Source organism: Streptomyces sp. NPDC006997 (genome assembly GCF_040635175.1).
Taxonomy (GTDB): Bacteria; Actinomycetota; Actinomycetes; order Streptomycetales; family Streptomycetaceae; genus Streptomyces.
On record NZ_JBEYHH010000020.1, the window covers coordinates 83,793 to 108,490 of the forward strand.

Genomic DNA, 24,698 nt, shown 5'->3' on the forward strand with positions numbered 1-24,698 from the left:
GAAGTCACCTGACCAGGACGAGCACGACGGCGAGCACGGTGAAGGCGGCGACGGCCTGGGCGAGGTACTGGTGCAGCTGCCCGGTCTGCGGGCGCCGCGCCCACCGCCCGAGCGCCCCGGCGGCCGACGCGACCCCCTCCACGGCCGCGTCGACGCCCCCCTGCTCGGCCCGCCGGTCGGTCCGCGCGGCGAGCCCGACGACTCCGCCCGCCGCACCCTCCACCCCCCGGTCGAGCACCCGGTCGTCGAACGCGGCCAGCGCCCGCGCGAGCCCGACGACTCCGCGCGCCGCATCCTCCACCCCCCGGTCGAGCACCCGGTCGTCGAACGCGGCCAGCGCCCGCGCGAGCCCGAGCACCGGCCGTACGACGACGGCGCGGGCGACCGCCTCCAGCCCCAGCCAGCCCCCGAACCACCCCCGCACGCGCGCGTACCGCACCGGCACGTCCCGCGCGCCCCACCACCACGCGACCGAGGACGCCACGACGGCCAGCGCGCCGGAGAGGACGACCTCCCAGGCGTGCGGCGCGGTGAGCGGGCCCCCGCCGAGCACGCGGACGACGGCGTCCCGCGCGGGCGGCACCGCGGGTACCGTCAGCGCGGCACAGGCCACCGCGAGCACGACCAGCGGCAGCCCGCCGACGAGGGGAACCCGGCGCCCGGTGCCCGCCACCCGGCCGTCGCCGTCCGGTCGCCGCCACACCCACCACAGCGCCTTCACGCTGTACGCCGCCGACACCACCGCCCCGGCCAGCCCCACCGCGTACAGCCACGGCCCGCGCTCCAGCGCGGCGGCGAGCAGGACGTCCTTGGCCGCCCACAGCGCCAGCGGCGGCACCCCCGCCAACGTCAGCGCGGCCACCGTGAAGGTGGCCCCGGCCGTACGGTGCCGCCGTGCCGCGCCCCGCAGCGCGGGCAGCGCCTTGGTGCCGAGCAGGGTCAGCCAGGCACCGGCGGCGAGGAAGGCCAGGCTCTTGGCGGCGGCGTGCGCCATGAGCTGGAGGGTGCCCCCGGCCGTCCCGTGAGCCCCGGCGGCCAGCACCATGAACCCGATCTGCGCGCAACTGGACGCCGCCAGCAACTGCTTGAGGTCGCGCTGCGCCACGGCGACCAGCCCCAGCAGCAGCGCCGTCGCGGCCCCCGTCCACGCGACGGCCGGTGCGCCCCAGCCGGAGGCGTCGAGCAGCGGCCCGAGCCGCAGCAGCAGATACGCCCCGGCCACCACCATCGTCGCCGAGTGCAGCAGCGCCGAGACGGGGCTCGGGCCCCGCATGGCGTGGGAGAGCCAGAACGCGAACGGGAGTTGCGCCGACTTCCCGAGCGCCGCCACCACGACCCCCGCGGTGACCAGGTGCAGCCAGGGGCCGGTGGCCGTGTCGAGCCGGCCCAGCGCGAGCGAGCCGGGCCGCCCGCCCGCCAGCGCGGCACCGGCCGCCAGGTACAGGCCGAGGTCGGCCGCCCGGGTGGTCAGGAACGCGGTGTCCGCCGCGCGTACCCGGTCCGGGTCCCGCCACCAGTAGCCGATCAGCGCCCATGAGGTGGCGCCCATGACCTCCCAGGCCATCAGCAGCGTCAGCAGGTCGGCGGCGGTGACCGTGGCGAGCATCGCCCCGGCGAACAGCAGCATCAGCCCGAAGAAGCGGGCCCGGGCCTCGCCGGGACCGATGTCCCAGACGCTGAACACCAGCACCGCCACGGTCACGGCGGCGACGGTGACCACGAGCAGCCCCGACAGCCCGTCCACCCGCAGCCGCAGCGGCAGCCCGGACAGCAGCGGGGCCCGGACGGCCGGATGGCCGAAGGCGGCGGCACAGGCCAGGGCGAGCGAGGCGGCGGCCGTGGCGACGGCGACGGCCGGGGCCGCGCGGTCGGCGGCCCGCCCGGCGGCCAGCAGCACCGCACCGGCCGCCAGGGGCAGGGCGAGCAGCGCCCACAGCACCGCGCTCACCGGCCGCTCACTCCCGCAACTCCGCCGCCATGTCGGTCATGTCGACCTCACGCGCGCGGAAGAGCGCCGTGACGACGGCGAAACCGACGGCCATCTCCACCGCCATCACGGTGACCGCGACGACGACCAGCACCTGCCCGTCCGCCGCCGTGGGGGAGACGTACCGCCAGACCGCCGCGGCGGCGACGATCAGCCCGCCCAGCATCAGCTCCAGACCCATCATCAGCATCACCACGGACTGCTGGGTCAGCGCGCCGAACAGACCGGTGCTGAACAGCGCGGCGGCCAGCAGCAGGAACAGCTCCAGCGTCATCGGCCCGCCTCCCGCGCGGAGTCGTGGCGGCCACGGCGGGTGGCCAGCACGACGGTGCCGACGATGGTGGCGAACAGGGCCATGCCCAAGGTCATCATGGTGAGCATCTGCGGACCCATCAGCGACATGCCGAGCGCCTTGGTGGGATCCGCGGGCGGCCCGCCCCGGCGGTCCGGCCAGTCGGTGAGCAGGATGCCGGTGGCCAGCCCGGCGAAGACCACCCCGCAGATCACGGCCGCCCCCTTGGTGTTGTGCACCATGCTCATCGGCATCAGACCGGCCGGGTTCATCATGAACATCACCATGAAGACGGCCATGAGGGCCATCTCGATCGTCATCATCAGCACGATGACCACACCGAGGTAGTCGAGCCCCAGCAGCAGCACCTCGCCGCCCACGCAGAGCAGGGCGGTGAGCAGCGCGTAGGTCGCCCGCGCCATGGAGTCGAAGCGGAACACCATGACCCCGGCGGCGACGGCGACCACCCCCAGCACCCAGAACACCACGTCCGTGAGCATGTGAGAGGGCCTCCGTCTCTGATGGGCTTTCCGTTCCGAGGGGTCTTCAGTCGAGTACGACGACGGCGACGACGAGCGCCTGCGCCAGGACGGCCGGTACCAGGACCAGCCACGCCAGCTCCAGGTACCGGTCCATCCGCAGCACCGGCACCAGACGTCTGCCCACGACCAGCAGCCCCAGTACCGCCGCCGTCTTCACCAGCGTCCACGCCCAGCCCGGCAGCAGCGGACCGTGCCCGCCGCCCAGGAACAGCGGCACGCTGAACGCGGCGGTCACCACCAGCAGCAGCCACCGCCCGCCCAGCAGCACCAGCCGGTCCACCCCCGACAGCTCCGCCGCTGCGCCGCCCGCCACGTCCCGCCCGGTCGGCGCGTCGAACGGACCCCAGAACGACATGGCCAGCGCGCTCACCAGATAGACCACGAACGCCACCGGCATCCACACCGCGAACCACAGCCCGCGCTGGGCGTCGACCACCTCGCCCACCCGCAGCGACTCGGCGCCCAGCGCGGCCGTGGTGAGGGCGAGCATGTGTGGCAGCTCGTACGCCAGCCCCTGGGCCAGGAACCGGTAGCCGCCGACCAGCGACAGCACCGAGTTCGGCCCCCAGCCCGCCAGCCACACCGCCGCCCAGGCCAGCGCCTCCATGGCGTTGAACCACACGACGCCGACCGACAAGTCGCTCACGGAGGTGAAACCGAGCGGCAGCACCGCACCCGCCAGCACGGCGGCGACCGGCACGAGGACGACTCCGACCCGGCCCAGGACGGCGTCCGACGCGGCCGTACGGCGCCGCTGCTGCGCCAGCGACCGCAGCGCCGCACGCGGCGGCGCCAGGGCGTACCCCAGCAGCCGCCTCGGCGAGCCGGTCCGTCCGTCGCGGGCCACGGCGTCCAGCACGGCGTCGAGACCGGCCGTCACCAGCGCCGTGCCCACCAGCAGCGGGGGCAGCGCGAACACCGGCCACAGGGGTGCCGGGTCAGCCATGCGACGCCTCCCGGGCCGGTACGGCGGCCAGTTCGTCGAGGTCGGGGTCGAGGCTGGCGACGATCAGCCGCGCGGCCCCGAACTCGGCCCCGGTCAGCAGCTCAGGCAGCGCGTCGAGCAGCGCGGCCGAGGGCGGTCGCTCCCCGTCCAGGCGGCCCCGGGGCCCGTCCGCGTCCCCGCGCGTGAGCGGCGTACGGTCCCCGAACCCGCCCACGGCCTCCGCCACGTCCGCGAGCCACACCCGTACCCGGTCGTGCACGTCGCCGTCCGCCGCGAGCGCCGGACCCGTCACCCCCAGGCGCCGGGCGCGCCCGGCGGGCAGGGGGCCGAGCCCGGCGGTCAGCCAACGCAGGGTGCGGGAGCGTGACACCCGCCGAACCAGCCGCAGCACCTCACCGTCGTACCCGTCGGAGGCCGTGCCGTCGGCCAGGGCGGCGTCCCGCAGCCGCCGCGCGCGGGCCGCCGCGTCCCGCCAGCCGGCCACGGCGAGGAACCGGCCGAGGCTGTCGAGATGCGCCGCGCACCGGCACCGGGCGGCCTCGCCCCGCGTGACGTCCTCGCCCCGCAGAACCCGCAGCCAGGGCGCGTTCCAGTACGGTGCCGTCCCGGCCGGGACGGGCAGGTGGCCGGTCTCCACCTCCTGGATGACGTCGCCCTGGAGGGCCGTGTCCAGGACCAGGCCGCAGGGCCAGTCGGGGAGGACGGGGCCGAAGGGGACGTGGAGCTGGTCGAGGCGGAGGCCGTCGCGGTCGTCGGCGCGGTCGGCCATGGGCAGGTCGGCGGCGTCGGGCTGCGGGGGCGTGTCGCGGCCCCGCCGTGGTTCAGGAGGGGACGCGAGCCGGGCGGCGGCCGAGTCGAGGCGGGGGGTGACGTCAGCCGTCCCGGGCAGGTCCACGCGCGCCCGGGGGCGGGGGAGCTGCCGCCACACCGTCTCGACCACCTCGTCGGCGGTGCTCCCGGCGACCACCAGCAGGTTCGCGGCGGCGGGGGTCTCCGCCAGCGGCCAGCCGCGGCGCCGCAGTTCGGCCTCGGCGGCCAGCCGGACGGCGGTCGCCCCGGGCAGCGGCACCAGGAGGGCGGCCGGGCGGGCCAGGGCCGTACGCCACAGGGCGGCTCTCAGGCCCATCGGAACGCCCCCTCGCGCCAGGCGTACAGCACACCGGCGAACAGGATCCCGAGGAACAGGAACATCTCCACCACGGCGCTCGCGCCGACCTCGGACACCACCCTGACCCAGGGGTACATGAAGAGCATCTCCATGTCGAAGGCCAGGAAGACCATGGTGACGGGGTACCAGCGCACGTGGAAACGGGAGAACGCGTGCTCGCGCGGGGCCCGGCCGCCGCCGAACGGCCCGGTCGGCAGGGGTCTCGCCGCCGCCGAGAGCCACACGCCCCAGGCGTACAGGAGCGCGACACCTCCCACGGTGAGGCCGAGGAGGACCGCTACCGGCTGCCATCCGTTCATCCGTCCATGGTGCCCACAGCACGGCGCGGCACACGGGCAGACGCGCCCTGCGGACCCGTGGCCCTGGCGCGACGCATGCGGTGGCGACCCTTGCCCTAGATCATTTCAGGCGCTTCACTTGGCCCACCTCCCACAGGAGAACACCCCGATCCACCAGCAGAAGGGTCCGTTCTTTTGTCAGCCATACGCGCCACCGCCGTCACCGCGGCGGCAGCCGCGGCCGTGCTCGCCACCGCGCTGCCGTCCTCGGCCGTCAACTCGTACAACGCGACGCCCGCCCCGGAACGCACCGAGGTCGGCGCGCTCGTCGCCACCTGGGACAACGACGGCGACCCCGCCACCCCGGACCGGGTCGACTGGGTCTGCTCCGGCACCATGATCGACGCCGACACCTTCCTGACCGCCGCGCACTGCACCACCGACTGGCCGGACAACGTCCGGTTCTACGTGTCGCTCGACCAGGACGTGCAGTCCGGGCTCGACGCCGCCGCGGCGGACCACCCGGGCGACCCCGCCGCCCAGGCCAGGGCCGTCGCCGTCGAGGGCACCGCCCACAGCCACCCCGGCTACCCCGGCCCGGCGTCCGACACCCGGGACATCTCGGTCGTCGAACTGCCCGCCGCCCAGGTCGCCTCGCGCTGGGACTTCACCCCGGCCGTCCTGCCGACCGAGGGCCGGCTGGACGCCCTCGGCCCGCGCGGCCTCAACGCCACGGACTGGTACGTCGCGGGCTACGGCACCCAGGAGGCCGACCGCGGCCCCGGCGGCCACACCCACCCCGGCGGCGGCGTCCGGATGAAGGCGCCCGTCACCTTCGACGCCCTCAACAACACCTGGGTCCGCCTCGCGATGACCGCACCGCAGGGCAACGGCGGCGCCTGCTACGGCGACTCCGGCGGCCCCAACTTCGCGGTGCTGGGCGGCCGTGCCGTGCTCGCCGCCACCACCATCACCGGTGACTCCCCGTGCTACGCCACCAATGTGACGTACCGCCTGGACACCCCCGGCGCCCGCGCGTTCCTGGCGCCGTTCACCCAACTGCCGTAACGCGGCACGCCCGTCGGGCAGCCGCCGTGGTCCGGAAACCGTCGGCCCGAAGGGGTCCGGACCACGGCCGGGGTTTGCCCGCCGCCGGACGTGACACCCGTATCTGCCGGTGCGTTGTACCGGGTGGGCCCGTGACCACGGTCCCGCGGGGCCCGCGTCCTCCCTCCCAGCGGGTCCTCCCGCACGGGGTGGGCGGGGGACGTTTCCCCTCGTCCGCCTGCCCACCCCGCGCGCCCCGACGCCGTCCGCGCGGCTTCAGGAACGAGGTGGGTGTAGGCGTGCTAGTGGCGGAGCGGTACCGGCTGGACCGAGCGCTGGGACGCGGCGCGATGGGCGAGGTATGGGGCGGCACCGACCAGGTACTGGGCCGCCCCGTCGCCGTGAAGCTCCTCTCCCCGGAGGGCACCCGGGAGGCCGACGCGAAGGACGCCGAACGGTTCCGCCTGGAGGCGCAGACGGCCGCCCGGGTCAGCCATCCCAACCTGGTGCGGGTCTACGACGTCGGCTCCCACCGGGGACGGCCGTACCTCGTCATGGAACTCGTCGACGGGCGCAGCCTCGCCCAGGAACGCGACCAGCGCACCGTGCTCGCCCCTGAGGAGGCGGCCGACATCGCCGCGCAGATGGCCGCGGGCCTGGCCGCCGCGCACCGCGGGCAGGTCGTCCACCGGGACATCAAGCCCGGCAACGTCATGCTCACGACCGACCACACTGTGAAGATCACGGACTTCGGGATCGCCCGCTTCACCGACGCCGCCGCCCGCACCCTCACCGCCACCGGCAAGATCATCGGTTCCGCCGCCTACCTGGCACCGGAACGCGCCGTCGGCCGGCCCAGCGGGCCCGCTTCCGACGTGTACGCGCTCGGCTGTGTGCTCTACGAGCTGCTCACCGGGCGCCCGCCGTTCGTCGGCACCTCACTCGCGGTCGTCCAGCAGCACGTCGACGCCGCGCCCGTGCCGCCGGGCGAGCTGCGCCCCGCGGCCGGCGGGCCGCTCGCCGACTACGCGCTGCGGCTGCTGGCCAAGGACCCGGAGGAGCGTCCGACGGCGGCGGAGGCGGCTGCGTGGCTGGCCGCCCTGCGGCACGGTGCCCCCGGCGGCCCGCAGGGGGAGACGACGGCCGTCCTGCCCCGGGGGGAGCCGCTCCCCGCGACCGCCGTGCTGTCGGGGCCGGTGCCAGCGGCCCGCCCGGCCCGCCCGGCCCGCCCGGCCCGCCCGGCCCGCTTCGCCCGGCCGCTGAAGGGCGTCGCCGGTCTCGCCGGAGCCGCCGTACTGACGGCGGGCATCGCCCTGGGCGCCTCGTTCACCACCGGCGGCGCTCCCGACACCCCGCACACCCCGCGCCCCGACGCGCCCCACGCGCCCCCGACCCCCGCGCCGACGCCTGAAGACGGCGACAAGGGCGGCGAGAAGGCGCGTGAGGACGGTGGTGGCGAAGGCAAGGGCGGCCAGGGGAGGAAGGGCGGCCAGGGGAGGAAGGGTGGTCAGGGCAAGGGCGGCGGGCACTGACGTCCGCCCGGGGCGTGCCGGGCGTCGGGCGGCAGGCGGGACTTTCCCCCCACGCCTAGCGGTCCAGTTCGTCCTGCACCGGCGGCTTCGGCACGTCCCGCAGGTGCTGCGACTGACCGGGCCTGCCACCCTCGCGGGCCTGCTCGGCCCGCTGCGCCTCGCTCAGGTGGAGGTCGGAGCCGGGGTCCACGCGCACCGACCGGGCGACCTCGTCCCGGTTGGCGTACGACTCCCGCGGCATCCCGCGCAGCGCCGCGACGACGTCCTGTGAGGCGCCGGCCTGCTTGGCCGCGTCGATCAGATCGTCCTTGCCCGCGGGGAAGTCGACGTCCTTGACGGCCTTGACGACGTCCCGGGCACTCGTCGTGCGGTCCATGAGTGCCACACCTCCTGTCTCTGGAGACTCTCGGATCTCTCCGGTCACTCCGTCCCGGTAACCACGCGCGCCCCGCCCTCACCGCGGCCACCTCACCACTCGCCCCGGCCGGACAGGATTGCCCGGCCCTCGACCGGGTACGCGTCGGGCACCGCACCGGGTGGCGATCTTCGCCCGGGCGGAGGCCGTACGACCGCCACGACCAGGGAACCCACCATGGAGACACCCGCGAACGACCCGAACGCCACCCCGGCCCAGCAGGCGCTGGACGCGCTGGTCGCCAACACCGAGGACCAGGAGGCGCTGGACACGCTCGCGAGCAGCGAGGTGCTGGTGCCGGTGCCCGACGACATCGGTGACGAGGACGCCGCCGACCCGGCCGCCGTGGCGCTGCCGGTCCTCGAGCAGCCGGGTGGCGAGCCCGTGGTGCCGGTGTTCACCTCGGAGCCGGAGATGGCCGAGCTGCTGCCGTTCGTCTCCCGCTACCGCATGGTGCCGCTGGGCGCGCTCGCCTCGCAGTGGCCCTCCGACGACCTGTCCCTCACCATCGACGCCAGTTCGGCGCACGGCCTGACCCTCACCTCGGAGGGCGTCCGCAACCTGCTGGCACGGCCCTGAGAAGGTCTCACCGCGCTGAGGGGCCCTCAGGGGGGCCTCTCACTGGGCCCGTCCGGGTCGCGCGGCCTGGCACCGCACCTCGCCGCGTCGCCGAAACGCCCACGTGGCTCCGCCACGAGGGCGCTCCGGTGCCTTCCGACGCAAGGCACCGGACCACGCGACCTGAAAGGACCCCTAAGGCGCGGGCCGCTCGCCGAGCATCCGCTCCAGGACCGCCCGCTGCACCGGAAGCACCTCGGCGTGCAGGGCCCGCCCCTTGTCGGTCGGCCGTACCCACACGCCGCGCCGGTCGTCGGTGCAGACGGAGCGCTCGACGAGGCCCTCCCTCTCCAGGCGGCCGATGAGCCGGGACAGCGCGCTCTGCGTCAGGTGGACCCGTCCGACCAGGTTCTGCACCCGGCACTGGCTGGCCTCGTCGGGAGCCTCGGTGGTGAGTACGTCGAGCACCTCGAAGTCGCTGGCGCCGAGGCCGTACGGGTGCAGGGCCCGGTCGATCTCGGCCACGGTGCGCGCGTGCACGCCGAGGATCTCCCGCCACCGTTGCGCAAGGCCCGCCTCGGCCGTCTTCGCTGCCATACCCGCACGGTAACACCGATGCGCGCAATCGTTGAGCGTGCAACTAGTTAGGCGGGCGGGTTCTGCGTCAGCCCCACCAGGTTGCCGTCGGCGTCCTTCACGAAGGCGATCAGCTTGCCGCCGCCCACGTCCTGGACGTCCTGGACGGGTTCCGATCCGGCGGCCAGCAGCGCCGCGAGGCTTCCCCGGATATCGGCCACGGGCCAGTAGGGCACCGGACCCGTCATGCCCTTGGCGTGCCCGTTGGGGTCGAGCCCGACGTCCTGCCCGCCGACCCGGAAGCCGACGTAGTAGGGCTCGTCCGCGTAGGGATCGACCCCCAGCAGGGCGCTGAACAGCCCCTTCGCGCGGTCCAGGTCCTTGACGGGGTAGATGATCGTGTTCGCTGCCTCGGTCATGGCGTACTCCTCGGGTAGGAGGTGGGAGCTGCCCGGCGCGTCCGTCCTGCCGGTGGTCTCACGCTAGGCCGGGGCGGCGGGGGACGGCTTCTCGAATCCTGACCGGTTGCCGTGCCCCCGCACGGTTCGCCGTGCCCGCGCCCTGCGACCGCTCAGGTCGACTCCCGCACCACCAGCTCCGTCGGCAGGATCACCGCCGCCTGGTCCTCGCCGCCCATCTGGGCGATCAGCACCCGCACCATCTCGGCGCTGATGCGGTCCCACGGCTGCCGGATGGTCGTCAGCTCGGGGCTGGCGGAGACCGCGGCGGGGGAGTCGTCGAAGCCGCCCACCGCGACGTCCTCCGGCACCCGCCGCCCGGCCCGCTGGAGCGCGGCCAGCACGCCCTGCGCCATCAGGTCGGAGGCGACGAACACCGCGTCGACGTCCGGCGCCCGCTGGAGCAGCCGCTCCGCGCCCGCCTCCCCGCTGGCCCGGCTGTAGTCGCCGGAGACGACGAGCCGCTCGTCGACCTCGATGCCCGCCTCCGCGAGCACCTCCTCGTACCCGGCGAGACGCTCCACCCCGCCCGGGGTGTCCAGCGGGCCGGTGACCACGCCGATCCGGCGCCGTCCCAGGGACAGCAGGTGCCGCACCATGTCCCGGGCCCCGTCGCGGTCGTCGGCGGCGACGTAGCTGACCTTGGAGCCGAGGCCGAGCGGCTTGCCGCACGCCACCAGCGGCACCCCCGCCTCGCGCAGTTCCTGCGCCACCGGGTCGCCGGAGTGGCTGGAGACCAGCAGCACCCCGTCGACGTGCCCGGCGGTGATGTACCGGGTGATGCGCCGCCGCTCGTCCTCCGTGCCCGCCAGCATCAGCAGCAGCGCGATGTCGTGCGCGGCCAGCGCCTGGGTGCAACCGCGCAGCAGCACGTTGAAGTTGGGGTCCTCGAAGAACCGCTCCTGCGGCTCGGTGAGCAGGAAGCCGACCGAGTCGCTGCGGCCGGTGATCAGCGAGCGGGCGTGCCGGTTGACGACGTAACCCGTCTTGCGGATGGCCGCGTTGACCGCTTCCTGCGCGGCCGGGCTGACGTAGTGGCCGCCGTTGAGGACCCGGGAGACGGTGCCGCGCGAGACGCCCGCCTCGCGCGCCACGTCATGGATCGTCGGCGGTCTGCGCCGCCCCCCCGTGGTGTTGCTCATGGTCATGACTTTACGGCCCCGGAGAGCAGGTCCAGGCTCCAGAACCGTTGGACGACCAGGAAGAGCGCGACCAGCGGCAGTACCGCGAGGAACGCCCCGGTGATCACCAGCGTGTAGAGCGCGGGCGTGTTCGCGCCCTGTTCGAGCAGGGTGTACAGGCCGAGCGTGATCGGGAACTTCTCGTCGTCGCTGAGCATGATGTACGGCAGCAGGAAGTTGTTCCAGACCGCCACGAACTGGAACAGGAACACCGTCACCAGACCCGGGACCATCATCGGCAGCGCGATCCGGCTGAAGATCCGCCACTCGCCCGCCCCGTCCATCCGCCCGGCCTCCACGACGTCGGCGGGGACGGCCGCGGCGGCGTAGATCCGCGAGAGGTAGACGCCGTACGGCGACAGGATCTGCGGCAGCAGCACCGACAGGTAGGAGTCGGTCAGGTCCGCCTTCGCCAGCAGCAGGTACTGCGGGATGGCGAGGATCACCGGCGGCATCAGCACCCCGGCCAGCAGCACGTTGAACACCGTCTCCCGGCCGCGGAACCGGTAGGTCGCCAGCGCGTACCCGCTGATCGCCGACACGGCCGTGGAGAGGAGCGCGCCGAGGCCGGCGTAGAGGGCGGAGTTGCCCATCCACCGCCAGTACACGCCGTCGCGGTAGGCGTTCAGGTCCGTGAGGTTCTCGGTGAAGCCGCTGCCCGGCAGGAACGTGAACGTGGAGAACAGCTCGCTGCCCGACTTGGTGGACGCGATCACCACCCACGCCACCGGGAGCAGGCAGTACAGCGCGCCGAGGAGCAGGGTGAGCGTCGGGACCAGCGCGACACGGCGGCGCGGCGGCGGGCCCTGGGCGGTGCCCGGGGTGGTACCCGCGGCCGGGGCGGCCTCGCGGACGGCGACGGAACTCATCGCGTGGCCTCCTGCCTGTCGCGGCGGTTCGCGGCCCGCAGGAAGCCGAAGGACAGCACCAGCGTGACCAGCGCGATCAGCGTCGCCTGCGCCGCGGCGGCGTAGACGTCGCCCTTGCCGAAGGCGTCCTGGTACACCTTCATCAGCGGACTCCAGGTGGTGGACACCGAGTTGGTGAGCGGTTTGAGGGTGGTCGGCTCGCTGAACACCTGGAGCGTCGCGATGATCGAGAAGAAGAAGGTCAGCACCAGCGACGGTGCCACCATCGGGATCTTGACGCGGAGCGCGATCTGGGTCGGCGTGGCACCGTCCAGCTTCGCCGCCTCGTACACCTCGACCGGGATGGCCTGGAGCGCGGTGTAGATGACGATCATGTTGAAGCCGGTGCCGCCCCACACCGCGATGTTCGACAGCGCGAGGTACAGCGGCCCGCCGTCCAGCAGGTCGGGCTGCGGCAGCCCCAGCCGGTCCAGCACGAAGGAGAACGGGCTGACGTCCGGCAGGTAGAGGAAGCCCCACAGCAGCGCCGCCACCACCCCCGGGATGGCGTACGGCAGGAAGATCGCGAGCCGGGTGAAGGGGGCGAGGCGGACCCGGTCGGAGTCCAGCATCAGCGCGAACAGCAGGGCCAGACCGAGCATGACGGGGACGACGATGCAGCCGTACCCGAGCACGCGCAGCGCGCCGTCGAGCAGTTCGCCGTCCCCGAGGGCGTCGGTGTAGTTCCGGAGACCCGCCCAGACTTCGCGGCGTGCGCCGGATCCCAGGCCCAGCCCCGACACCCGCGCCTTGCGGAAGCTGAGCCAGACCGCGTAGCCGATGGGGAGGGCGAAGAAGAGGAGGAACAGGAGCGTCGCGGGGAGGAGGAAGAAGTAGGGGGCGCTTCGCGCTCGTCTGAGGGTGGTCGGAGACGGGTGGGCGTACGGGGCCCCCTTGACCCCGTGCGACCTCCGGCCCGCTGCGGTTCTCACTCGGCGACCTCGAAGCCCTGCTTCTCCAGGTCGGCGACCGTCTCCTCCTGCATGGTGTCGAGGGCGGCGGTGAAGTCGGACTTGTTCTTCGCGGCGGCGCCGAACGCGTCCTTGAAGGTGGTGTAGGCGACGTTCACGTTGGGGCCCCAGGCCGAGGGCGCGGTGGTCTTCGCGATCTCGGCGGCCTGGGTGTAGAAGTCGGCCTGCTGGGAGAAGTAGTCGGGCGGCGTGCTGAAGGCGCCGCTGAGTTGGGCGGACGTGGAGGCCGGGTAGATGCCGCTCTCCTTGGCGAGGGCGTTCAGGGCGTCCCCGTCGGTGTTCAGCCAGGCGGCGAACTCGGCGGCGGCGTCCTGGTGCTCGGAGTCCGTGGTGACGGCGGTGGAGGAGCCGCCCCAGCTGCCGGTGACGTCCTCGCTGGCGGACCACTGGGGGAGCGGGGCCATGGCCCACTTGCCCTTGGTGTCGGGCGCGGCGGTGGTCAGGGTGCCGGGCGCCCAGACCGCGCTGACCCAGGCGATCTGCTGGCCCGTGTTGAGCGCCTTGTTCCAGGCCGGGGTGTACATCGGCTGGTTGTCGATGGCGCCCTCCGCGACCAGGCCGCCCCAGAAGTCGGCGACCTTCTTCGTCGCCGCGTCGTTGATGCCGACCTTCCACTTCTGGCCCTCGGTGGTCCACCACCGCGCGCCCGCCTGCTGGGCGAGGCCCGCGAAGAGGCCGGAGTCGTTGGCGGAGAACGTGGTCAGGTCCTTCCCGGGGGCCTTCTCCTTCAGCGCGCGGGCGGTCTCGGCGAACTCGTCCCAGGTGGTGGGGACCTTCAGGCCGTACTTCTCGAACAGGTCCGCGCGGTAGTAGAACATCATCGGCCCGATGTCCTGCGGCACCGCGTAGACCGCGTCCGTGCCCAGCGTGGTCTGCTGCCAGACGCCGTTGGCGAAGCTGTTCTCGGCGTCGCCGACCTGGTCGGCTATGTCGGCGAGCGCGTCGTTGCTGACCAGGGTGGGCAGCGCCTGGTACTCGGCCTGCACCAGGTCGGGAGCCTTGCCCGCCTTGTGCGCGGTGAGGATCTTGGTGACGAGGGTGTCGCCGGACGCCTGCTTCTTCACCGTGACGGTGATCTGCTTCTCCTTGCCGGGCCCCTTGTTCCACAGGTCGACGACCTTGTCCATCCCGGGCGTCCAGGTCCAGTACGTCAGCGAGACGGGACCGGACCGGGCGTCGCCGTCGTCGTCGGACGAGCCGCACGCGGTGAGGGCGGTGGCGCCGAGGGCGACGGCGACGGACATGGTCACGAGGCGACGGCGCGTCGTGTTGGGCATGGATCTCTCCCCTGGCCTGGGGCCCTCCGCCTGCTGCGGGGGCCTGCCATGCTTCTGTGAGCGTTCACAGTAGAGAAACATCCCGGACACTTGTCAATGGTTGTTGCTGTGCGGTTATGTTGGCCTCGAAGCGCCACCGTTGTGTGTGCACGTTCCCAAATGATCGATTAATCGGGAGAGATCCATGCCGGAGACCACGTCCCAGGGCCTCACGAGGCTCGCCTTCGGTGGGGACTACAACCCCGAGCAGTGGCCGGAAAGCGTCTGGCGCGAGGACATCCGGCTGATGCGCGAGGCCGGGGTCTCGATGGTGAGCGTCGGGATCTTCTCCTGGGCGCTCCTGGAGCCGGAGCCCGGGAGGTACGACTTCGGCTGGCTCGACCGCGTCCTGAACCTGCTCCACGAGAACGGCGTCCGCGTCGACCTCGGCACCCCCACCGTCGTACCGCCCGCGTGGTTCTACCGCGCCCACCCCGACGCGCTGCCCGTCGCCGCCGACGGCTCCCGGTACGCCTTCGGCGCGCGCGGCGCCATCTGCCACAGCAACGCCGACTACCGCGCCGCCGCCGCGAACATCACCACGAAGCTGGCCGAGCGCTACGCCGACCACCCGGCCCTGGCGATGTGGCACGTCCACAACGAGTACGGCGTCCCCGTCTCCGCCTGCTACTGCGACTCCTGCGCCGCCCACTTCCGCCGGTGGCTGACCACGGTGTACGGCGGTGTCGACGCGGTCAACGAGGCGTGGGGAACCGCCTTCTGGGGCCAGCGCTACTCCACTCTCGACGAGATCAACCCCGCGCGTCTCACCCCGACCGTCGGCAACCCCACCCAGGCCCTCGACTACCGCCGGTTCGCCGACGCCACCATGCGGGAGAACTTCCTGGCGGAGCGGGACATCCTGCACCGGCTGTCCCCGGGGGTCCCGGTCACCACCAACTTCATGACCGCCTTCAGCCAGTGCGACTCCGTCGACTACTGGGCCTGGGGCCGCGAGGTCGACCTCGTCACCAACGACCACTACCTGATCACCGACGGCCGCCGCACCCACGTCAACCTCGCCATGGCCGCCGACCTCACCCGCTCCGTCGCGGGCGGCGCCCCCTGGCTGCTCCTCGAACACTCCACGTCCGGCGTCAACTGGCAGCCCCGCAACCCCGCCAAGGCACCCGGGCAGATGGCCCGCAACTCCCTCGCCCACGTCGCGCGCGGCTCCGAGGGCGCCATGTTCTTCCAGTGGCGGCAGTCCCGGCGCGGCGCCGAGAAGTTCCACTCGGCGATGGTCCCGCACGGCGGCACCGACACGCGCGTGTGGCGCGAGGTCGTCGCACTCGGCGCCACCCTGGCATCGTTGAACGAGATCCGCGGCACCCGCACCATCGCCGACGCGGCCGTGCTGTGGGACTGGCACTCCTGGTGGGCCCAGTCCCTCGACTGGCGGCCCAGCGAGGACCACGACGCCCGCGAGCGCGCCGACACCTTCTACGAGGCGCTCTACGACCGCCACCTCACCGTCGACTTCGCCCACCCGGAAGCCGACCTGTCGGCCTATCCCCTTGTCGTCGTCCCCGCCCTGTACCTGATGACGGAGGCGGCGGGAGCCAACCTGAGGCGGTACGTCGAGGGCGGCGGCACGCTGGTGGTGTCGTACTTCTCCGGCATCGTCGACGAGCACGACGCCGTGCACGAGGGCGCCTACCCGGGCGCGCTGCGGGACGTCCTCGGGCTCACCGTCGAGGAGTTCTCGCCGCTGCTCGCCGGTGACCGGGTGCGGCTGACCGGGCCGGACGGCGCCGGGCTGGACGCCGACGTGTGGACGGAGTTCGTGGTGCCGCGGGGCGCCGAGACCGTGTGGGCGTACGCCGACGGGCTCACCGCGGGCCGCCCCGCCGTCACCCGGCACCGCCTCGGCGACGGCACCGCCTGGTACGTCTCCACCCGCCTGGGCGTCGAGGGCCTCGACGCCGTGCTCGCCCTGGCCGGGGCGGACGCGCGGATCGCCCCGCGCGCCGACCTGCCGCGGGACGTGGAGGTCGTGCGCCGCGCGGGGGAGCGGGGCAGCTACCTGTTCGCCCTCAACCACACCGCCGTCGACGCCAAGGTGCCGCTGGACGGGCCCGGCACCGAGCTGCTGACGGGAGAGCGCGCCGCGGGCCGCCTGGCGGTCCCGGCGGGTGCCGTCCGGGTCGTCCGGCTCGACGGCTGAACCCGACTCCCCTCCGCCCGCGCGAGCCGTACGAGCCGCGGGCGGAGGGGCCGCCTCCGCCACCGCGGCGGCTCCAGCGGGGCCGTACGCCCGGCGGAGGCTCCCCTCCCCACCACGTCGAAGGGACGACGGACGACGATGTTCCATCCCAGACGCACACTCAGGGCCCTGCTCCTGCCGCTCGTGGCCGGGCTCGCCCTCACCGCCCTGCCCACGCGGGCCCAGGCCGCGAGCACGCTCACCAACGGCGGCTTCGAGGCCGACGGCACGGGCGCCGCCGTTCCCGGCGGCTGGTCCGAGTACGGCGCCGTCGCCGCGTCGTACACGGAGGCCGGGGGCCACAGCGGCGGCTACCGGCTGAGCCACTGGTCGCCGTCCGCCTACAAGGTGGAGACCTACCAGTACCTGTCCGGGCTGGCGAACGGCGACTACCGGTTGACCGCCTGGGTGCGCTCCGGCGGCGGCCAGAACGCCGCGTACCTAGCGCTGAAGAACTGCGGCGGGGCCGAGCAGCGCACGGATCTGCCGGTCTCGGCGTCAGGGTGGATCCGTATCGTCGTGCCGGTCAAGGTGACCGGCAACCAGTGCACCGTCAGCGTCAACAGTGACGCGAACGCGGGCAACTGGATCAATGTTGACGATCTGACCTTGACGTCCGGCACGTCCGGTACAGCGATCAAGGGCGCCGACATCTCCTCCCTCGCCAAGAGCGAGGCCAAGGGCGGCGTCTACCGCAGCGCGTCCGGCGCCCCGGGCGACGCCCTCACCATCCTCCGCTCCGCCGGGATGAACTACGCGCGCCTGAAGGTCTGGGTGGACCCCGCCGACGGCTACAACAACAAGGCGCGCGTGCTGGCCGTCGCCCAGCGCGTCAAGGCGCGGGGCATGAGGCTCCTGGTCGACTTCCACTACTCCGACACCTGGGCCGACCCCGGCACCCAGACCAAGCCCGCCGCCTGGGCCGGTCACTCCTACGGCCAGCTCAGGACGGACGTCTACCGCCACACGTACGACGTGCTGAACGCGCTGAAGGCGCAGGGCACCACCGCCGACATGGTCCAGGTCGGCAACGAGATCAACGGCGGCATGTTGTGGAGCGAGGGCTCCACCGACAACTGGACGCAGCTCGCCGGTCTGCTCAACTCCGGCTACGACGCCGTCAAGGCGGTCAGCCCCGCCACCACCGTCGCCCTGCACCTGGCCAAGGGCGGCGACCTCGCCGGAACCCGCTGGTGGTTCGACAACGCGGTGGCCAAGGGCGTGAAGTTCGACGTCGTCGGGCTGTCGTACTACGGCTACTGGCACGGCACCCTGTCCGACTTCCAGACCACCCTGGACGACGCCGCGGCCCGCTACGGCAAGCCCGTCTACGTCGCCGAGACGGCCTACCCGTTCCGCCTGGACAGCGAGGACGCGCTGGAGAACATCATCGACGTCAGCGGGGAACTGGTCCCCGGCTACCCCGCCAGCACGGCCGGGCAGACCCGGTGGATGAACGACGTCGCGAGCATCGTCGAGGCCGTCCCCCACGGCCGCGGACTGGGCGTCTTCTCCTGGGAGGCCACCTGGACCGCGGTGGACGGCAACGGCTGGGACCCCGCCGACCCCGCCTCCGGAAACGGCTGGGAGAACCAGGCGCTGTTCGGGTACGACGACCGGGCGCTCCCGGCGATGGCGTGGTTCCGCCACCGCTGACCGGCGGCTGACCCTGGGCTGACCCACGGGTGAGGGGTCCGGCCGCGCGCGGCAGCGTCTCGCGCGCGGCCGGGCCTCCGGCGTCGGGGCGGTGGCCCGCCCGGACCGGCCCCGGCGCGCCCGCGTCAAAACGCCGTCCGGTCCCGGACAACGACCCGCGAGTCCCGGACACGGGGGTCTGCGGGGCGGCACAGTGGGAAGCCGTCCGTTCAGGGCCGGACCGAGAGGGACGACGAGATGCTGAGGACTCCCGTCACTGGCGTGCGCCTGCAGATCCTGCAGTGGCTGAAGGACCCGGCCGCCCACTTCCCCGCCCCACGGCACGCGGACCCCGGCACCGACGGCGTCACCGCCGACGCGGTCGCCGCCCGGCTCGGCGTCACCCGCCCCGTCGCCGAGCGCCACCTCGCCCTCCTCACGGCGATCGGCGTGCTGCGCGCCAAGAGGATCAGGCGCCGCACGTACTACCGCCGCGACGAGGTGCGCGTCGCCGAGGTCGCCCGGATGTTCGAGAAGGGCTGGTGAACCCCGGTAACGGGAGAACGCCGGGGAGCACCGTTCACATCTTCCCGCGCCGCCGTCCACGTGCCCTGCCGCCCCACCCGCGTGGTCGGACTCCTCGCCCTCGGGTCGTCCCCCACCCAGCACGCCGCCACACCCGCTTCCGCAGGGCCACCAGCGTCCGCGAGACCGACGGCCGCTCGGTCCTCGGCAGTCTGCGGGAGCACGGCGCCGCGGTCTGCGCGGCACCGCCCCGGCGCCGACCGGCAGCCCCGCCCGGTCGACGGCTCCCGAGGTGACCGGGCCCCGGACCCGGAGTTACGCTGTTGCCCGGCCGCGATCACCCGCGCGGCGCGGCGGTGGGGCCCGCCGTACCCGAACCGCGGCACCGGTGCCGCCAACGGTCCCTCCTCGCGACGACAGGCGTCCCCGTCCGGGCCTGGCGAGTAGGAGACGTAGGACGATGACAGCCCCCGAGGCCGACAGCCTCCCCGTGGACAGCCGCCCCGCACGCCGGTCGGCCCGGCGCGCGCACCTGCCCGTCGTCGCGGTGGTCGCCCTCGGCGGCGGCGCGGGCGCGGCGGCCCGGTACGCGCTGGCCCTGCGCTGGCCCGCCGAACCGGGCGGCTTCCCCTGGGCCGTCTTCTGGGCCAACGCCGTCGGCTGCGCGGTCATCGGCGTGTTCCTGGTGGCCGTCACGGAGGGCCGCCCCGCCCACCCGCTGCTGCGGCCCTTCTTCGGCACCGGCGTCCTCGGCGGCTTCACCACCTTCTCCACCTACGCCGTCGGTGTCCGCGACCTGCTGGACGCGGGCCGCCCCGGCACCGCGCTGGCCTACCTCGCCGCCACCCTGCTCACGGCGCTCACGGCGGTGTGGCTCGCGGCGACGGCGGCCCGCCGCGTCCTGACCCGGAGGCGGCGATGACCCGACTGACCGGGCGCGCCCTGCGCCTGACCGTCTTCGTCGGCGAGTACGACGTCTGGCACCACCGGCCGCTGTACTCGGAGATCGTGCACCGCGCCCGGGAGGCCGGGCTCGCGGGCGCCAGCGTCTTCCGCGGCGTCGAGGGCTTCGGCGCGTCCTCCCTGATCCACACCTCCCGGCTGCTCTCCCTGAGCGAGGACCTGCCGGTGGCCGTGGTGATCATCGACACCGAGGAGCGGGTACGGGCGTTCCTGCCGCGGCTCGACGAACTCGTCACCGAGGGCCTGGTCACCCTCGACGCGTGTGAGGTCATCCGGTACGTGGGCCGTGAGGGCGCCGAGTGAACTGGTTCCTGGTCGTCGCGGGCGGCATGGTAGGCGCCCCGCTGCGCTACCTCACCGACCGCGCGGTGCAGTCCCGGCACGACTCCGTCTTCCCGTGGGGCACCTTCACGGTCAACGTCGTCGGCAGCCTCCTGCTCGGCCTCCTCACCGGCGCGGCCGTCGCCGGAGCCGCCGGTTCGGACCTGCTGCTGTTCCTGGGCACCGGGCTGTGCGGCGCCCTGACGACGTACTCGACCTTCTCCTACGAGACCCTGCGGCTGGCGGAGTCCGGGGCCCGGCTGTACGCCGCCGCGAACGCGCTGGCCAGCGTGGCGGCGGGGCTGGCCGCGGCGGTCGCGGGGGTGGCGGTGGCACGGGCGGTGTGGGGGTGAGGACTGTGCTCGACAGTTCTTGACACTCGACGGTTCTTGACAACCGGTCGACCCCCGCCGCACCATCACGTCCGTGAACCTGTCAGACAGCCAGACAGCAGCCCCCGCCGTGCCGCGTCGCGTCAGCGCGATGGAGGCCGTGCTCGCGCACCTGCGCGGCGCCATCGAGAGCGGTGCGTACGAGATCGGGGACAAGCTGCCCTCCGAGGCGGAGCTGTGCCGCACCCTGGAGGTCTCCCGGCCCGTACTGCGGGAGGCCCTGCGCGCGCTCCAGACCATGGGGCTGACCGTCTCCAGGACCGGCAAGGGCACCTTCGTGGTCGCCGCCACGGTCGAGGACCCGACCTTCGGCGACTACGCGGCCAGCGACCTGCTGGAGGTGCGCCGCCATGTCGAGATCCCCGTCGCCGGGTACGCGGCGAGCCGCCGCACCCCCGAGGACCTCGACCACCTCGCCCACCTGCTCGACCGGATGGAACGGGAGACGGACACCACCGCCTGGGTCGCCATGGACACCCTCTTCCACCTCGCCGTGGCCGAGGCCGCCCAGAACCCCGTCTTCCGCCGGGTCATCGAGGAGATCCGGGACGCGCTGGCCCGCCAGTCGGCGTTCCTCAACCAGCTCGGCGGCCGTCGCGAGCAGTCCAACCGCGAGCACCGCGCCATCGTCGAGGCGCTCACGGACGGCAGCGAGCAGGACGCGCGGGAAGCCATGGCCCACCACATCGACCGCGTCGAGACCACCCTCACCGACATCGTGCGCGCCACGCGCACCGACTGAACCACCAGTCGCCCCGTCGAGGACAGAACAGGACAGAAACCGGCAGTGACACACCCCAGCTCTCCCGCGGCACCACCCCCCGTCCGCGAACCCCGCCACGCCCCCGTCGCCCACCTGATACGCGGCGGGGTCGTCGAGGGCGTCCACTACGGCTCCGTCGTCGTCCTCGGCGCCGACGGCCGGACCGGGTTCCAGCTCGGCGACCCCGACGCCGCGTGCTACCCGCGCTCGGCGCTCAAGCCGGTCCAGGCCGTCGCCATGGTCCGCGCCGGTCTCCCGCTCGACGGCGCCCTGCTGGCGCTCGCCGCCGCCAGCCACTCCGGCGAGGACCGCCACCTCACCGGCGCCCGCCGCATCCTCGAAGTGGCCGGGCTCACCGAGGCCGAGCTGCGCAACGTGCCCGACCTGCCGCTGGACCCGGTGGTCCGGGACAGCTGGGTCCGCGCGGGCCGGGCGCCCTCCCGGCTCGCCCAGAACTGCTCCGGCAAGCACGCCGCGATGCTGTGCACCGCCCGCCTCAACGGCTGGTCCCTGCCCGACTACCTGGACCCCGCGCACCCCCTCCAGCGGGCCGTCGCGGAGACCGTCGAGGACCTCACCGGCCAGCGCGTCGCCCACGTCACCGTCGACGGCTGCGGCGCCCCGCTGTTCGCCGTCTCCCTGACCGGCCTCGCCCGCGCCGCCGCCCGGCTCACCACCGCCGCGCCGGGCACCCCCGGGGCACGGGTCGCCGACGCGATGCGCGCCCACGCCGAGATGGCCTCCGGCGCCGGGCGCGACGTCGCCGCGCTGATGGGGGCCGTACCGGGACTGCTCGCCAAGGACGGCTACGAGGGCGTCCAGGTCGCGGCGCTGCCCGACGGCCGCGCCGTCGCCGTGAAGATCGCCGACGGCGCCCGCCGGGCCCGCGTCCCCGTCACCGCCGCCGCGCTCGCGCTCGCGGGGGTCGACCCGGACCTCCTCACCCCGTTCACCGGCGAGGCGGTACTCGGCGGCGGCGAACCGGTGGGCACGGTCCGCGCGGCCCCCGCGCTCGCCGGTGCGCCGGTCGCGGCGTCGGCCTGAACACGGGCCGTACGCGTGCCGGGTACGCGCGTCAGGTGGCCGGGGGCTGACGACGCCCCCGGCTCCCCGGGCCCGCCGCCCCGGCCGCCGGTGCGTCAGGCGGGCACGGAGCGCCGCGACATGAGCCGCAGCGCCAGCGCCACCATCGCGCCGCCCACCACCGCCGCGCCCGCGATCGCGGCCGACGCGCGCCAGCCGGGCCCGGCGTCCGCCCTGGCCGCGGCCACGGGTGTCGCCGCCGGTCCGGGCAGCGCCACGGACCGCGGCGGCACCGCGAGCGAGCCGACCGGCAGCACCCGGCCGACGGCGCCGAACCCCCAGTCGAGCAGTGCGCGGGCCTCCTCGTAGACGGCGTGCGGGCCGCCCGTCTGAGGGTTCATCACGGTGACGACGAGCGTGCGACCGGCCCGCCGCGCGGCGGCGACCAGGGTGTGGCCCGCCTTGCTGGTGTAGCCGTTCTTGACCCCGACCAGCCCCCGGTAGCGAGCCACGCCGTCGGCCCCGGTGAGCAGCCGGTTGGTGTTCCGGATGGGGTACGGCCGTCCGTCGCTCCCCGGGAACCGGGCCGTCACGGTGGCGCAGTACCGAGCGAAGTCGGCGTTGCGCAGCCCCGCCCGCCCGAACACGGCGAGGTCGTACGCCGACGACACCTGGCCCGGCGCGTCATAGCCGTCCGGCGACACCACGCGCGTGTCACGCGCCCCCAACGACCGCGCCCTGGCCTGCATCCGCGCGGCCGTACCGCGCCAGCCGCCGGTCATCCCGGCCAGCACGTGCACGGCGTCGTTGCCGGAGCTGAGGAAGACGCCGCGCCACAGGTCGGCCACCCGGTAGGCGTGCCCCTCGGCGACCCCGACGAGGCTGCTGCCCGCGCCGACCCCCTTCAACTCCCCGGCGCGCACGGTGTGCCGTACCCCGCCGGGCAGCACCGGCAGCACGGTCAGCGCGAACAGGGTCTTCAGGGTGCTGGCGGGCGGCAGCGCGCGGTGGGCGTCACGGGCGGCGAGGACGGCCCCGCTGTCGGCGTCGGCCACCACCCAGGACAGCGCCGACACCCGGGGCAGCGGGCGCACCCCGGCCGGTGCCCGGACCTGGGTGCCGGGGCGCCGCAGCGGGTCCGCGGGCGGTGCCGTGCTCCGTGGGCCGGCGGTCGGGCCGGGGTCGGCGCCGCCCGGCGTGCCCGCCGCGTCCGGGGCGAGTCCCAGCACGCTCGCCGCGCAGAGCGCGCAGGCCGCCGCGACCGTCCGGACAGGGAATGTGATCATCATGCGAGCAACGTAGGAACGCGCCCCGGCACGCGCCCCGATGGCCGGGCCGGACACCCGGCGCGAGCACCCGGATGGCGGTCCGCGGCGTGGGGTCAGCCGGTGGGCAGCGTCGGCTGGACGCGCCGCAGGAACGTGGCGTTGTCCGGGGTCTCCCGCATCCGCTTGAGCAGCGTCTCCAGGTGGGCGTCGCCGTCCCGGGGCGTCAGGGCGCGGCGCAGCCCCCGTACGGCGGCCGACTCGGCGGGGGAGAGCAGCAGTTCCTCGCGGCGGGTGCCGGAGGCGGCGATGTCGACGGCGGGGAAGACCCGGCGGGAGGCGAGTTCGCGGTCGAGGCGCAGCTCCATGTTGCCGGTGCCCTTCAGCTCCTCGAAGAAGAACTCGTCGGCGCGGGAGCCGGTTTCGACCAGGGCGGTGGCGAGGATCGTCAGCGAGCCGCCCTCCTCGGCGAGCCGCGCGGCGCCGAACCACCGCTTGGGCCCCTGGAGCGCGGCGGCGTCGACACCGCCGCTGAGGGTGCGTCCGCCGGAGCCCGCCGCGTTGTTGTGGGCCCTGCACAGCCGGGTGAGGGAGTCGAGCAGGATGACGACGTCCTCACCGGCCTCGACGAGCCGCTTGGCCCGCTCGACGACCAGCTCGGCCAGCGCGATGTGCTGCTTCGGCGACCGGTCGAAGGTCGAGGCGTACACCTCGCCGCGCACCGAGCGCCGCATGTCGGTGACTTCCTCGGGGCGTTCGTCGAGCAGTACCACCATCAGACGGCAGTCGGGGTGGTTGCCGGTGACGGCGGCGGCGAGCTGCTGGATCAGCACGGTCTTGCCGGTCTTGGGCGGGGCGACGATCAGCCCGCGCTGGCCCTTGCCGACCGGGGCGATCAGGTCGGTGACGCGCCCGGCCAGCCCGGACGCGGGGTGTTCGAGGCGCAGCCGCTCCCGCGGGTGCAGCGGGGTGAGGTCGTGGAAGTGCCGCCTGCCGCGCGCCACGTCGGGGGCGCGGCCGTTGACGCGGGCGACGCCGGTCAGTTCGCGCCGCTCGCCGCGGACGGCCTCGACGAGGTCGCCCTTGCGCAGCCCGTACCGGCGGATCAGCGCGGGGGAGAGCTGCGGGTCGTCGGCGGACGGGTGGAGGCTGGTGGGCCGCAGTCGGCCGCCCTTCCCGCCCGCGTCGACGTCGAGGACGCCGGTGACGATCCGGGCGGACTGCTGTTGCCCGACGGGGGGTTCGAGTGTGGTGGTCATGTGGTGGGTCCTTTCGCGGACGGACGTCGTGGGTCGTGCGGTGGAGCAGCGGACGTGAGGGGGGAAGCCGCGATGGGCGGAGGGCCCTGGGGGCACGCCTCCGGGCGGCGGGAACATCACCTCGGACGCGCGGTCCGGCTGGAGGAGGCGATGTGCGGAAAGCCGGTACGC

The 24,698-nt window shown here is 74.2% G+C and carries 26 protein-coding genes; 11 read left to right on the forward strand and 15 right to left on the reverse strand.

Annotated features, from left to right (window positions below):
* Positions 1-4 precede the first annotated feature (4 nt).
* The 6 genes from ABZ659_RS21195 to ABZ659_RS21220 are packed head-to-tail and all read right to left on the reverse strand — an operon-like array spanning position 5 to position 5,234.
* A complete protein-coding gene (locus tag ABZ659_RS21195; protein ID WP_360222125.1) occupies positions 5-1,948 on the reverse strand; it encodes a proton-conducting transporter membrane subunit in 1,944 nt (647 codons plus the stop codon).
* A 7-nt stretch (positions 1,949-1,955) separates the two neighbouring features.
* Positions 1,956-2,261 carry an NADH-quinone oxidoreductase subunit NuoK gene (gene nuoK / locus ABZ659_RS21200; protein WP_360222128.1) on the reverse strand — a complete coding sequence of 102 codons (306 nt, stop codon included), beginning with the start codon at positions 2,259-2,261 and terminating at the stop codon, positions 1,956-1,958.
* A complete protein-coding gene (locus tag ABZ659_RS21205) occupies positions 2,258-2,779 on the reverse strand; it encodes an NADH-quinone oxidoreductase subunit J (protein WP_360222131.1) in 522 nt (173 codons plus the stop codon). The genes nuoK and ABZ659_RS21205 overlap by 4 nt, the downstream gene beginning before the upstream one ends.
* A 46-nt stretch (positions 2,780-2,825) precedes the next feature.
* Positions 2,826-3,767 (reverse strand): NADH-quinone oxidoreductase subunit H, encoded by a 942-nt coding sequence (locus tag ABZ659_RS21210; protein ID WP_360222134.1) that lies wholly within the window; start codon positions 3,765-3,767, stop codon positions 2,826-2,828.
* Complete coding sequence (locus ABZ659_RS21215) at positions 3,760-4,893, reverse strand: hypothetical protein (protein WP_360222137.1); 1,134 nt, start codon at positions 4,891-4,893, stop codon at positions 3,760-3,762. The genes ABZ659_RS21210 and ABZ659_RS21215 overlap by 8 nt, the downstream gene beginning before the upstream one ends.
* Positions 4,884-5,234: an NADH-quinone oxidoreductase subunit A gene (locus ABZ659_RS21220; protein WP_360222140.1), complete on the reverse strand. Its 351-nt coding sequence runs from the start codon at positions 5,232-5,234 to the stop codon at positions 4,884-4,886. Before ABZ659_RS21220 ends, ABZ659_RS21215 begins: the two co-directional genes overlap by 10 nt.
* Positions 5,235-5,408: 174 nt before the next feature.
* Here ABZ659_RS21220 and ABZ659_RS21225 point away from each other — a divergent pair, with 174 nt between their 5' ends.
* Together ABZ659_RS21225 and ABZ659_RS21230 are read left to right on the forward strand one after the other, a co-directional pair.
* A complete protein-coding gene (locus tag ABZ659_RS21225; RefSeq protein ID WP_360222143.1) occupies positions 5,409-6,281 on the forward strand; it encodes a trypsin-like serine protease in 873 nt (290 codons plus the stop codon).
* A 278-nt stretch (positions 6,282-6,559) separates the two neighbouring features.
* On the forward strand, positions 6,560-7,792 hold the full coding sequence (locus ABZ659_RS21230; RefSeq protein WP_360222146.1) for a serine/threonine-protein kinase: 1,233 nt from the start codon (positions 6,560-6,562) through the stop codon (positions 7,790-7,792).
* A gap of 55 nt (positions 7,793-7,847) precedes the next feature.
* Here ABZ659_RS21230 and ABZ659_RS21235 read toward each other — a convergent pair whose 3' ends face one another.
* A complete protein-coding gene (locus tag ABZ659_RS21235; protein ID WP_360222149.1) occupies positions 7,848-8,168 on the reverse strand; it encodes a DUF2795 domain-containing protein in 321 nt (106 codons plus the stop codon).
* Between the two features lie 216 nt (positions 8,169-8,384).
* Here ABZ659_RS21235 and ABZ659_RS21240 point away from each other — a divergent pair, with 216 nt between their 5' ends.
* Positions 8,385-8,786, forward strand: a complete 402-nt coding sequence (locus ABZ659_RS21240) for an SseB family protein (protein WP_360222152.1) — start codon at positions 8,385-8,387, stop codon at positions 8,784-8,786.
* 174 nt (positions 8,787-8,960) lie between these two features.
* Here ABZ659_RS21240 and ABZ659_RS21245 read toward each other — a convergent pair whose 3' ends face one another.
* The 6 genes from ABZ659_RS21245 to ABZ659_RS21270 all read right to left on the reverse strand — a co-directional run bounded on the left by ABZ659_RS21245 (position 8,961) and on the right by ABZ659_RS21270 (position 14,136).
* Complete coding sequence (locus tag ABZ659_RS21245; protein ID WP_360222155.1) at positions 8,961-9,362, reverse strand: MarR family transcriptional regulator; 402 nt, start codon at positions 9,360-9,362, stop codon at positions 8,961-8,963.
* 47 nt (positions 9,363-9,409) lie between these two features.
* A complete protein-coding gene (locus ABZ659_RS21250) occupies positions 9,410-9,760 on the reverse strand; it encodes a VOC family protein (protein ID WP_360222158.1) in 351 nt (116 codons plus the stop codon).
* 152 nt (positions 9,761-9,912) lie between these two features.
* Positions 9,913-10,947, reverse strand: coding sequence for a LacI family DNA-binding transcriptional regulator (locus ABZ659_RS21255; RefSeq protein ID WP_360222161.1), 1,035 nt, complete (start codon positions 10,945-10,947; stop codon positions 9,913-9,915).
* Positions 10,944-11,849, reverse strand: a complete 906-nt coding sequence (locus tag ABZ659_RS21260; protein WP_360222164.1) for a carbohydrate ABC transporter permease — start codon at positions 11,847-11,849, stop codon at positions 10,944-10,946. Before ABZ659_RS21260 ends, ABZ659_RS21255 begins: the two co-directional genes overlap by 4 nt.
* On the reverse strand, positions 11,846-12,820 hold the full coding sequence (locus tag ABZ659_RS21265) for a sugar ABC transporter permease (RefSeq protein ID WP_360222167.1): 975 nt from the start codon (positions 12,818-12,820) through the stop codon (positions 11,846-11,848). The genes ABZ659_RS21260 and ABZ659_RS21265 overlap by 4 nt, the downstream gene beginning before the upstream one ends.
* Positions 12,817-14,136: an extracellular solute-binding protein gene (locus ABZ659_RS21270; protein WP_360222170.1), complete on the reverse strand. Its 1,320-nt coding sequence runs from the start codon at positions 14,134-14,136 to the stop codon at positions 12,817-12,819. Before ABZ659_RS21270 ends, ABZ659_RS21265 begins: the two co-directional genes overlap by 4 nt.
* 184 nt (positions 14,137-14,320) lie before the next feature.
* Here ABZ659_RS21270 and ABZ659_RS21275 point away from each other — a divergent pair, with 184 nt between their 5' ends.
* The 8 genes from ABZ659_RS21275 (at position 14,321) to ABZ659_RS21310 (ending at position 22,024) form a co-directional block, all read left to right on the forward strand.
* Positions 14,321-16,342, forward strand: a complete 2,022-nt coding sequence (locus ABZ659_RS21275; RefSeq protein WP_360222173.1) for a beta-galactosidase — start codon at positions 14,321-14,323, stop codon at positions 16,340-16,342.
* A gap of 138 nt (positions 16,343-16,480) precedes the next feature.
* Positions 16,481-18,037, forward strand: a complete 1,557-nt coding sequence (locus ABZ659_RS21280; protein WP_360222176.1) for an arabinogalactan endo-1,4-beta-galactosidase — start codon at positions 16,481-16,483, stop codon at positions 18,035-18,037.
* Between the two features lie 237 nt (positions 18,038-18,274).
* Entirely contained in the window at positions 18,275-18,562 is a 288-nt protein-coding gene (locus ABZ659_RS21285) for an ArsR family transcriptional regulator (protein WP_360222179.1), read from the forward strand.
* 439 nt (positions 18,563-19,001) lie between these two features.
* Positions 19,002-19,463: a fluoride efflux transporter CrcB gene (gene crcB, locus ABZ659_RS21290; protein WP_360222182.1), complete on the forward strand. Its 462-nt coding sequence runs from the start codon at positions 19,002-19,004 to the stop codon at positions 19,461-19,463.
* Entirely contained in the window at positions 19,460-19,807 is a 348-nt protein-coding gene (locus tag ABZ659_RS21295; RefSeq protein ID WP_360222185.1) for a DUF190 domain-containing protein, read from the forward strand. Before crcB (ABZ659_RS21290) ends, ABZ659_RS21295 begins: the two co-directional genes overlap by 4 nt.
* Positions 19,804-20,178 (forward strand): fluoride efflux transporter CrcB, encoded by a 375-nt coding sequence (gene crcB / locus ABZ659_RS21300; RefSeq protein ID WP_360222188.1) that lies wholly within the window; start codon positions 19,804-19,806, stop codon positions 20,176-20,178. Before ABZ659_RS21295 ends, crcB (ABZ659_RS21300) begins: the two co-directional genes overlap by 4 nt.
* Before the next feature lie 73 nt (positions 20,179-20,251).
* Positions 20,252-20,959, forward strand: a complete 708-nt coding sequence (locus tag ABZ659_RS21305; protein WP_360222191.1) for a FadR/GntR family transcriptional regulator — start codon at positions 20,252-20,254, stop codon at positions 20,957-20,959.
* Between the two features lie 45 nt (positions 20,960-21,004).
* Positions 21,005-22,024 (forward strand): asparaginase, encoded by a 1,020-nt coding sequence (locus tag ABZ659_RS21310; protein WP_360222194.1) that lies wholly within the window; start codon positions 21,005-21,007, stop codon positions 22,022-22,024.
* Positions 22,025-22,119: 95 nt separating this feature from the next.
* Here the strand turns inward: ABZ659_RS21310 and ABZ659_RS21315 are convergent, their stop codons facing one another.
* The gene (locus ABZ659_RS21315) at positions 22,120-23,292 is read right to left on the reverse strand and encodes a D-alanyl-D-alanine carboxypeptidase (protein ID WP_360222197.1); all 1,173 of its coding nucleotides are present in this window, start codon (positions 23,290-23,292) and stop codon (positions 22,120-22,122) included.
* Between the two features lie 92 nt (positions 23,293-23,384).
* Positions 23,385-24,644 carry a transcription termination factor Rho gene (rho, locus tag ABZ659_RS21320; protein WP_360222200.1) on the reverse strand — a complete coding sequence of 420 codons (1,260 nt, stop codon included), beginning with the start codon at positions 24,642-24,644 and terminating at the stop codon, positions 23,385-23,387.
* Positions 24,645-24,698 lie beyond the last annotated feature (54 nt).